We start from the raw sequence: 10,355 nt of genomic DNA, 5'->3' as shown, positions 1-10,355 counted from the left end.
ACTTGATCGGTCTTTCCAAGAATCACGCGGTGGCCGCCTTACATCGGTGCAACACGCCCATCAGGGCCGGGGGTTACACCACGCTATTGGACGCAACCGGTCCCTCTTGAAAGCTCGAGGCCTTTGGCGTCGCGCATCTTGCACGTTGCAATCCGATTCGTATCCGAGGTGTCTTGAAACCTAAGTGTGTCGAAACACATGGGATACGAGACACTCGGGCCGCTGTGGAGTCTGCGAGCTCAGCTCAATGGGTCATCAAGCGATCGCACAATACCGGGTTCGGAAGGTGACATGGGTGGCCCTCCTGTAGCCGTTACTTTGGACTGTTTCTGCGTTGTTTGCGATACGGAGGCTGGATGACGGGTTGTGTGACAGTTTCTGTCTTCCTCGCGGGTGAGCCGCCTCTGTCGCGCAATCGAACGTATAAATGACAGGGGTCAGCATGCTCGTCGGGTACATGCGGGTTTCGAAGGCCGACGGGTCGCAGAGCACTGACCTGCAGTGGGACGCACTCCTGGCGGCTGGCGTCGATCAGGGCAACCTCTATGAGGACCGTGCTTCCGGAAAGAAGGACGATCGTCCGCAGCTGGCGGCCTGCCTGAAAGCTCTCCGCGAGGGGGACGCTCTCTTGGTGTGGAAGCTCGACCGTCTCGGTCGAGATTTGCGCCACTTGGTCAATACGGTGCATGACCTCACCGACCGCGGTATCGGCCTCAAGGTGCTCACCGGAGAGGGCGCAGCGATCGACACCACGACCGCGTCCGGCAAGCTCGTCTTCGGAATCTTCGCGGCTCTCGCTGAGTTCGAGCGGGCGCTCATCTCTGAGCGCACTGTCGCCGGGCTCGCCGCAGCGCGAGCACGGGGGAGGACGGGCGGGCGGCCCTTCAAGATGACGCCAGCGAAGGTGCGCCTTGCCATGGCCGCGATGGGGCAGAAGGAAACGAAAGTCAGCGACCTGTGTAAGGAGCTCGGGATCACTCGGCAGACGCTGTACCGCCATGTTTCACCGGCGGGGGAGCTGCGGTCGGACGGTGCGAAGCTCCTCTCGAAAAAGTAGTGGCCTGACCTGGTCACTGTCAGATGGGAACCTTCACCGGGACACTCGGCGACATAGTTCCTGCCGGAGGCACGGGTCTGTTTTGATGGCCTTATGGCAATCTTCTTCTTTGACGGTGACCAGACGCTGTGGGATTTCCAGGCGATGATGAGGCGGGCCCTGACAGCCACGATCGGCGAGCTTCGCAGGCTTCGGCCCGGGATCGGAGGAGATATGAGCGTCGAGGCGTTCGTCACCGACAGGGAGGTCGTCGCGGAACGGTTGCGGGGCCAAGTGAGCAACCTAGAGCAGGTGCGGTTCGAGGCCTTCAAGAAGAGCCTCGCCCGCGGGAAAGGTTGGTGCCATGCTGGTGGGCGCGGTTGACCGTGGAATCCACCGACACCTCCCAATTGATCAGCCCGGCGGCGTCCGCCCGGGCCAGCAGCGAAGCAAGGGCCTTGTCCCAGGTCCCGTCGGCACTGTAGCGGCGGTGGCGTTTCCAGACCGTCTGCCACGGCCCGAAGTGCGGCGGCAGGTCCCGCCACGGGATGCCGGCCCGATACCGGTAGATGATCCCCTCCGTCATAAGACGGTGATCCTTGAACGGACGGCCCAACTTCCCCGCCGATTCAGGCATCAACGGGGCAATCTGCTTCCACTGGGCATCCGACAACACGGCGTAACGAGGGCTCACTCCTCCATCCTGCCGATGAACAGCCCATCATTGGGAGACACGCCCTAGCGGTCACGGTCCAGGTGAAGCCGGTTCCCCAATTCGGAACCGGCGACGTCGATGCCTCCCGAGACCGGGGCATCATCCCCAGCCGTCGCCGGTTCCACCTTTCTGAAGCCAACTCAGCCGTAGGTGGCTCCGCCCGGGCGCTCAGCCGCAGCTCAGCCGGTGCTATCGAGAATCAGGCGCGCCGCTTCCGTTGGTTGGTCCCAGTGCGGGAAGTGACCGCAGTTTTCGAACCAGTGCAGCGTTGCATCCGGGAACAGCTCCGTGGCCCGCGCCGCCTCACTGGGAGCGGTGACCTTGTCCTTCCGCCCCCATCCAATGACCACTTTGCCCTTGAGTGAACCGGCCGGTGCGCCTTCCTGGCGGGGTCCGTGAATCAGCGCGTTGAGGGCCGGGTCCAGGCTGGTCGATGTCTTGAACCCGCGAAGCTCGTGCAGGACCAGATCCTGTGGCAGCTTCCAGGGGTGGGCGGAGAACTGTGCCAACAGGGCCGTGCGGCCCACAGGGTTGCCCGTGAGGAAGGGGAGCGCCGGTTGGATGCGGCGCACCAGTGCGACGGATGCCTTGATGCTTGCACCAAAGATCGCTGCCTGGCGGTCATTCCAGAATCCACCAGGGTCCAGTGCGACCGTGGTGCCAGCGTGCCCTCGGCGTGCCATTTCCATCACCATCCGGGCGCCCATGGAGCTGCCTACCAGATCAAGGTCACCCAGTTCCGCGTCGCGGATAAAGGCTTCGACGGAATCGGTCAGCGTGGCAATGGTGGTTTCGCCGGTCAGCGGCGCGGATTCGCCGCAACCGGGGAGGTCGACGGCGATGACATCGCGTTCAGCGGCCAGCGCCGGGATTACCGGGTTCCAGTTGCCAATACTGGAACCGAGCCCATGGATCAGGAGGAGTGGCTTACCGGAGCCTTGCCGGGTTGAGTGCAACATGACTTCACTGTAGGGGCAGTGCAACATATCTGGCCAGAGGTTATCTGGCCAGAGGCCCGACGGCACAGCGATACGCCGTTAGGCAGCGCATCCAACATGTCTTGGATCAAACACATCTCAGGTCGAACACGCCTCAGGCAGGGGCGAAGAGTTCCAGCGCCACGTTGTCGGGGTCCCTGAATTCCAGGATGTAACCGGCTCTTCATAATTGAGGGTGTAGTTGGAGCCTGAATCCTCCGGTTTCCAGGAGTGAGCGGGCGACATAGTTGGCGAGGTTGCGGAATCTCAGGGCTGATCCGCGGAGGTGTTCGAGGCGGCATTGGATCGCCTCGGTGGGCCCGTTGGAGGTGCCGGGCCGGTCGAAGTGCGCCAAGACGTCTGCGGCTCGTTTCTTGAGGGTGCGTCCGAGGGTGACGAGCTCGGTGAGGGCGGCCGGGACGCCGTGGCTGACCGATTCGATGAGCTTCTCCATCGACTCCCGTCCCTTGATTCGGTCCTCGTCTCGGTAGGCGTTGATCATCCGCTGGTAGATGCCCCAGGTCGCTTCGACCTGCACGTGCGTTTCGGTGGCGAACAGGTCGGTCAAACGTTGTTGCTGTTTGTCGGTGAGCAGGTCCGCGCCGGTGTGCAGGGTGCGCCTGGCGGAGTAGAGCGGGTCGCCTTTGCCCCCCCCGATGCCCGTGGACGGCGGCTGGACGCGGCGCCGGCAGCCGTCAAGGGCGTCCCCGGCCAGACGCACGACGTGGAACGGGTCCATGACCGCCATGGCGCCGGGTAGTTCTTCGGTGGTGGCGGTTTTGAAGCCGGTGAACCCGTCCATCGCGACGACTTCCACGTCGTCTCGCCAGGCCGGTCGGCGAGCCAGGTCCTGAACACTGCCTTGGAGCGTCCCTGGACCATGTCCAGCAGCCGCGACGGGCCCGTCCCATCGCGGATCGGAGTGAGGTCAATGATCACAGTGACGTACTTGTCGCCCCGGCGGGTATGCCGCCAGACGTGCTCGTCCACGCCGATCACCCGCACCCCGTCAAACCGTCCCGGATCATCGATCAGGGCCCGTTTGCCTTCCGCCAGGACCGCGGTGTTCGCGGTGTTCCAGGCCACGCCCAGGCCCTCAGCGACCCGGGCGACGGTCAGATGCTGACACACGATGCCCGTCAGCGCCCACCGCAGGCCCCGCCGGGAGAGTTTCGCCCGCGGTTCAGCGACCTTCGTGGTGTCCTGCCGCCACACATGCCCGCACCCGCCGCAGCGGGAGCGGCGTACCCGGACCAACAGCGTGGTCGGACGCCAGCCCATCGGTTCGTGCGCCAGCCGACGAGCCACCGTGTCTCTCGCTACACCTCGGCACCCGCACCGCCGGCACCACTCATCCGTGTCGACCACTCGACACACCAGCACCGCACGAGCCGGCTCAACGAGCTGCCCCACCGCTTCGAGGCCGAGCTCATCAAGGCGGCAAAACGTGGTCAGGTCAGGGGCATCAAAGGTAGCGTTGAACACGTCGAGGTCGTCCGGATGGACAGCGTAGGAACTTCCATCATCGGAAGACCTCGACGCCTACCCCGCGACCGACGCGCCACCTTCCTACACCCTCAATTGCGAAGAGCCCTCAATCAGAGATCCTAAAAAATGTGACCGTAATCCGAAATGGTGCTCAATCGCAGCTTGGGTAGGCAGTCCCATCGATCCGCAAGAGGGACGGTGACCGGGACACCCGCTCGGATGAAGAGCGCCGAGGGTCGATCTGTCATTTTCCGAAGTCGTCCACCCAATGTCCATGGTGTTCTCCGGGTTGTGCAGGCGAGTGTGAACACTGGCTTTTCCGTGCTCCTCTGCACGGCGCACGTTCAGGCGGCGGTGTCCCCGGCGCGCTTGATTGCCCGGTAGACCGTGGACCTGGCGACGCTGAAGAGTTCAGCGATCTGCGCGGTCGTGTGTTCGCCCCATTGGTAGACCTCGACCAGGTGCTTCTCCTGCGCCGGAGACAGTTTGGGTTGTTTGCCACGGAGCCGGCCGGCCGCTTTGGCGACTTGCATGCCTTCGCGGGTGCGAGCTCGGATGAGGTCGGCCTCGAATTCAGCGACCATCGCGAGCACGTTGAAGAGGAGTCTACCGACCGGGTCGGTGGGGTCGTGAACGGAGCCGCCGATGCTGAGCTTCACTTCACGCAGGGTGAGGTCGTCGACAATGTCTTTGGCATCGCGAAGTGAACGTGCCAGCCGGTCGAGCTTGGTCACGACGAGGGTGTCGCCGGCCCGGCATGCGGCCAGCGCTTCGCGAAGACCTGGCCGGGCCCGGTTCGTTCCGGTGAGGCCTTGATCGGTGAACGTCTTTTGGAGTGAGACTCCGAGGGCGGCGAGGGCGTTCTTCTGGGCGGTGAGGTCTTGGTCGTTGGTGGATACGCGTGCGTAGCCGATAAGCATTCCGGTCATGCTTCAGGAGTGTACCGTTTAGCCCCCCTTCACCGGGCATTTTCTCGGGCGGGGCATACGGGAATCGGACGCTCCCGGAACTATGCGGATCACCTTCGGCGCTCCGTGAGCGTTCGGGTGTCCCGGTGACCGTCCGGCTTGCGGGCGCTCGGCCAGGTGGCGCGTAGCGGCCGACCCGACCTCTCGAGCGGCGCATCGCGCCCTGGAGACATCCCGTGCCAACCGACTCTGAGAGATGATGTCATCTTTCGAAGAGGGTGAGCCAGATCCATAGACCGGACAGGAGGACGGAGATTCCAAGGCCGACGCTCAGTCGCAGCCAGATCGGTCGAAGCCACGGCGTGAGCGCCAAAGCCGCGAACATGAGAAGCCCTGCACCAAGCGCCACGTTTACCGCGGCCGGCGCACTCGGTGACGCAAACCCACCGGGGTCACCAAGGCACCCGTCAATCCCGCACCGGTCGAAGCCAACCAAGCGAGCCGCCACATATCCAGGAGCGAAGGCGAGGGGCACCGTCCAGACGAGGTGCAGACTGTTCCGGCTGAAATGAGGCCGCATGAACCGAGGGCCAGGCTTTGCTCCGCGCGGCTGTGTCGACATGCCGCAAGAGTAGAGGTAGCACGTCGCGTTCGCCGGCAAGCTGGACCACCGAGACCGAATCGTTCGTTGAAGGTTCCTCTTGCGGGGAACATCACGACAGTGGGCACTTCACTCTTGGGTTATAGGACGCTGACGCCCCGGAGCGTCGTGGGTGTACAACTCAGTGCGCCAAATAGCGATCAAAGAACGCCGCCACAGAGCGCAAAAAGTCACACTCAACCAACGCCGACGACCAGGTAGATGCGCCAAATAGCGATCACATTTCGCCGCCACATAGCGCCGAAAGTCACAGATCTGCAAAGGCGACAAGAGAGAGTCGTGAGACACCTCATATCCCTAGGGTTACGAGACGCTGTAGTTCTCCCGGACAAAAATAGTCGGTTCCAATGGCATTGCAGTTGTCCGCACTTTGTACCCAGTTCAGGGTGCACTTCTAGCGAGGCTGTAGGCGGTGGATATCGTGTGCCTTAGGTTCTTCGGTGTGGGGCATATGCCTGACATATCTCTTCGAGAACACTCAGAGCTGAGCTGATTCTGCTCTTGGTGAACTACCACAGAAACTGGGATTCAATGAACATCCGTAAGTTCAAGTGGGTCTACCCAGTGAATCGCCCATTCCTTAGGCGTGCTGCTGTGGTCTTCGGCGTAGCTCTGACGCTGACGACCACTGGGTGCACGTCAGACGCGCAACAGACCGAACCAGCACCTTCGTCATTTGCATTCTCGGGAGTTACGCCACCAACGCCAGACCCGCTCTTGGCGTACGCCCAGAACCCACCCGTAATGGTGGCAATGGCTCGAGCGGAAACCGCTCTGACTCAAGAGTGCATGACGCAGTTTGGCTACGAATTCAAGCCCGAAATGGATTTTGACAAGTACGCCGAAAGTTTCCTGGTATCCGATGCGCGACTCTACGGTATTACGGACCCTGTGGTGGCAAAGGTGTACGGGTACTTGCCCGCGCCCGGCAATTCGGCCATTCCAAACGCCAATGCCGCGCTTGCGGGTCCCAACTTTGATCTTGTCCTGATCGGCGTCGACAATGGCGAGGCCCCGACTCCCGAGGTTCTGTCGAAATCGCCCGGTACGTTGGGGGGAATTGAAATTCCCGCTGGCGGATGCCTCGGCGATGCTCGGCTGAAAGTGACTGGGAATGTATCGGGCAACGCGCTCGATTCCGAAACTCTTGGCCAAGATCTTCACATTCAGGCGTGGCGAGCTGCGATGCAGGACGAGAAATTGGCTGCTGCGAAAAATGCGTGGGCCAGGTGCATGGCCAAAGGCGGTTATACCGGCATCGATCCGATCGGTGGCCCCGAGAAGTTAAGCGGACTCGGCGAGGACGGTACCATCAATCCCGCTTCCGATTCCGAAGTGAAGCAGGCATTGGTCGACATCGAGTGCAAACGCACTACCGACTGGGTGAAGACAGCCAATGCGGTGCATGTCGACTACGCGCTGCGCGCGATCAACGAGAATCAACTTGCTTTGGAAGATTCCAAGAATTTCTTCGACAACGCACTTGAGAACGCAAATGACGTTATCGCCAATGGCTAGGGCAGGTAGATACTCTCGCACCGAGAGTGTTGCTAGGCGAGACCGAGATCATCAGTGTCGGCAGCGCCCCACTAGAGGCAGAGACGAGTGACGTGACGTCGAAGTTTGCCGCGTTCCCCAAGCGCCACGACGTCAATGGCCTGGCCTGACGGCCCATTCGGGCAACCGCAACGGCGTGGTGGAGGAGAACTACCACACCTGCGCGATTCGCGAATGACGCAAGAATCGTGCGTTCAGATGTGAGCCGCAAATACGCTGACGTGCCTCATAACCGAGGCGCCTCATAACCCATCGTTTGTACGACATGCCCAGAAGTGGAGGAGCGCGTGTCTCTTACCGTGTGAACCTGTTGGGATGCTTTACGCCGAGTGTTTTGAGGGCGCGTGTGAGCATTTCTTCGATTCGTTCGGGGAGGTCGGCGCGTTCCGTGAGTCGATTGGAGATTTCCTGCACGCCGTAGAAGTACGCGACCAGGTGCCACGCCTCCTGGTCATGGTCCAGGCCGGCAGGTATCTCTTCGGCGGCCTCGGCCTCGCGGAGTAGCAGCCCTATGCGCGCGACCCAGCCGACATACGGTGTTGGCAGGGTGGCTGGGATCAGTTGGTACTCCCGCATCAGTCGCACTGCGGCCCGCACGCGGACGTCGTTTTGGAAGGCGTCGGCCACGCCCCGGATCGAGGCGACGATCGCTTCCATCCCGTGAATAGGCGGGGCATCGTCGAGCACGTTGGCGAATGGTGCTCGGGAGAACGCGGAACGTATGAGGTCTAGGGCGATATCCGACTTGGCGCTGAAGTGGTACTGAACCTGGCCCTTTCCAGTCGCTGCCGCATCGGCGATGAGGCCAATCGAAGCGCCTGCGTAACCACGGTCGGCGAATTCAACCGCAGCGGCGGCCAGAATGCGCTCGCGCATCTCGGCCGGCCGAGAATCGTTGCGTGCCAATCGTGCCTCCAGAGATTAACCAAAGTCCGAGTCTGACCGCTGTGGTGTTGACTCCGTAAACGAGGCCACATCCGGACGGACATCCGCTAGCAGTGCTGTATAAGCGTAGCCATCACCCCCGAAAGCCCGCGCCCCAGAGTACTGTACGATCGTACAAGTCCCGGCGAGATTAACGTCTCGATGCAATGTGGGGATACCGGGGGGTCCGGGACGATGGCTTCCCCAGTCAGATTTATCTCTGACTGGGGTCGCCAACCCGACTGCTTCACGGGTCAGAGCGAAGACGGCGTCAGATGACTGCACCGCTGCAGTTGCACCGCCGCTTCGAGCGGCACGCCTCGCGCGGCGGCAGCTGGCGGCTTACTGGACCGCGTGCAGGCCAGGAGCGGGCCGAACGGCTGCGCGCCTGCTCGGCTGAGCGTCCAACGAGTTCCGTCGTAGCCGCGAAAAAGCCCCGGCGTCGCTGCACCTGGGGGAGGTGAGGAATCTGCCGCGGCCAATCCTTGTGGAGTGGGGGGACTCCGTCGTCAAGGGTACGAAGGATCGGCAAAATACCGGCTGGGCGAGCCCGCGTGTCGATGAATAGCTATCAGACCGACTCGACACCAAAAGAGACCACCTGGAGGAGTCGCCTGAACGTGGTTGGAGTCCGCACGGAAGCGTCATGCCTTCGCTCCTCGAGCTCGCCAATGACGTGACCGGTGTCACCTCGTTCACGATCACCGTTTGGCTCCTTGAAGCAGCCGGCGCGGTTACGCCTGGCTACGGTCCGGCTGTCGATGCCCTGCATGAACGGCCTCCTCGGGCCGCAAATCGACCTGTCCACCCCGCCACGGCAGGATCGTGCCGACGCGGGATGCTCCTGATGACAGCTGAATCCGGCGTGAGTACGCTCCACTTCCACATCTGGATGACGTTGTCCACAGCCTCTGCCTCGACCACAACCCGCTTCCGCTCCGCGGCTCGACGTGCCCGGACTTACCCTGCCACGTCGAGCAGGTCCCACATTTGCTCGCCGGCCACTGACCCCGCGGGCGCCGGTGCGCCGGGTTCGGCCGCGGATGAGGGCATAGTGGGTGCGGATTATGCCGCCCCGACCTGCGCCTTCGCATCGTGGAAGAACACCACAGCGGCATCGGAAACACTCCACCCATCAACCGCGTAAACAAGGTCTCTGGGAGCTACACCTAGCGGGTGCTGACGTACCAAATGGTCAGCCCGACGCAGACTGCGACGAGCTTGATGATCTCGGCCTGTCTCTTCTCCTTCGCCTTCTGGGCTCTCTTGCTGGGCCAGGCGGCGCGGGGCTTCACCGCCGTTGGCTGACGGGTGCGCGTGGTTGCAGGGGAGGCCGTGGTGCGCAGCCGCAGAATGACGGGCGGCGTTGCCTCGTCCACGACGCGGTCGCTGAGCGCGTGGAATGCTGCGGTGATCTCGGCGGGTTCCTCGATGGAGTGTGGGCCCGCGTGCCACGTCCCGGGTTGCGCTGCCGCGGCGACGATGACGGCGACCTGTTGGACGCTGAAGACGGGGCGGCCGCTGACGGTGGCGCAGAGGTCACGGGAGTCGATGATGCGCAGTTCGACACCGTCGCCCTCGGGCGGGGCCTTCCGGGTGATGCTGGCCGGGTCGACGAGCGCGATGACACCGCAGACGGGGACCGTCATCCCGGTCGCCAGGGAGAGCATCTTCTCCGCGCGTTTCGCTTCGTGGCTGGCGTTCCGAATGTACGGCTGCTTGTGATTGCCGACCATGAACCCGCGCCCGGCGACCCAGATTTTCTGGCCCGCGTGTCGTTTCGTGTTGATGGTGAACACCCCGGATTGGCTGATAACGACGTGGTCGATGTCACTCTCGCCCTTCCCGACGGGAACGGAGTGCAGAACGGTCCATTCCGGGCCGAGCTGCGCGAGGTGCGCGCCGACCTGGATCTCTCCGAGCGCGCCGATCCGCCACGGCACAGCGGCGTCTGTCAAGAGCACGGCGCCGGTCTCGGGGACGATCTCTCCGGATTGCGCTTGACGGCGGAGTACCTCGATCATGAGGCCCTGCCCGGGGACGTTGCCCCGGAGGTCCCGGATGACCCGGGGCGCCGCTCTGCGCCCGG

6 protein-coding genes and 2 pseudogenes are annotated in these 10,355 nt (G+C 62.8%); 2 read left to right on the top strand and 6 right to left on the bottom strand.

Annotation, left to right across the window (positions count from 1 at the left end):
• Positions 1-442: 442 nt before the first annotated feature.
• Complete coding sequence (locus E3T40_RS15580) at positions 443-1,057, top strand: recombinase family protein (RefSeq protein ID WP_134544697.1); 615 nt, start codon at positions 443-445, stop codon at positions 1,055-1,057.
• A 325-nt stretch (positions 1,058-1,382) separates the two neighbouring features.
• Here the strand turns inward: E3T40_RS15580 and E3T40_RS15575 are convergent.
• From E3T40_RS15575 to E3T40_RS15560, 4 genes and pseudogenes are all read right to left on the bottom strand, one after another.
• Positions 1,383-1,730: pseudogene (locus E3T40_RS15575) on the bottom strand (IS5 family transposase); the annotation flags it as partial.
• Between the two features lie 200 nt (positions 1,731-1,930).
• On the bottom strand, positions 1,931-2,710 hold the full coding sequence (locus E3T40_RS15570) for an alpha/beta fold hydrolase (RefSeq protein WP_233194155.1): 780 nt from the start codon (positions 2,708-2,710) through the stop codon (positions 1,931-1,933).
• Positions 2,711-2,912: 202 nt separating this feature from the next.
• A pseudogene (locus tag E3T40_RS15565) lies at positions 2,913-4,213 on the bottom strand (ISL3 family transposase).
• 347 nt (positions 4,214-4,560) lie between these two features.
• The gene (locus E3T40_RS15560) at positions 4,561-5,145 is read right to left on the bottom strand and encodes a recombinase family protein (RefSeq protein WP_104195042.1); all 585 of its coding nucleotides are present in this window, start codon (positions 5,143-5,145) and stop codon (positions 4,561-4,563) included.
• Between the two features lie 1,429 nt (positions 5,146-6,574).
• On the opposite strand from E3T40_RS15560, the gene E3T40_RS15555 reads away from it, so the two are divergent.
• Positions 6,575-7,303 carry a hypothetical protein gene (locus E3T40_RS15555; RefSeq protein ID WP_134544690.1) on the top strand — a complete coding sequence of 243 codons (729 nt, stop codon included), beginning with the start codon at positions 6,575-6,577 and terminating at the stop codon, positions 7,301-7,303.
• 333 nt (positions 7,304-7,636) lie between these two features.
• Here E3T40_RS15555 and E3T40_RS15550 read toward each other — a convergent pair whose 3' ends face one another.
• Together E3T40_RS15550 and E3T40_RS15545 are read right to left on the bottom strand one after the other, a co-directional pair.
• Positions 7,637-8,248, bottom strand: coding sequence for a TetR/AcrR family transcriptional regulator (locus E3T40_RS15550; RefSeq protein ID WP_134544687.1), 612 nt, complete (start codon positions 8,246-8,248; stop codon positions 7,637-7,639).
• A 1,187-nt stretch (positions 8,249-9,435) separates the two neighbouring features.
• Positions 9,436-10,290, bottom strand: a complete 855-nt coding sequence (locus E3T40_RS15545; protein ID WP_206750363.1) for a nuclease-related domain-containing protein — start codon at positions 10,288-10,290, stop codon at positions 9,436-9,438.
• Between the last annotated feature and the right edge of the window lie 65 nt (positions 10,291-10,355).

Origin of the sequence: Cryobacterium sp. TMT1-19 (assembly GCF_004403055.1) — a bacterium.
Taxonomy (GTDB): Bacteria; Actinomycetota; Actinomycetes; order Actinomycetales; family Microbacteriaceae; genus Cryobacterium; species Cryobacterium sandaracinum.
This window is presented reverse-complemented; position numbering and strand designations above follow the sequence as displayed.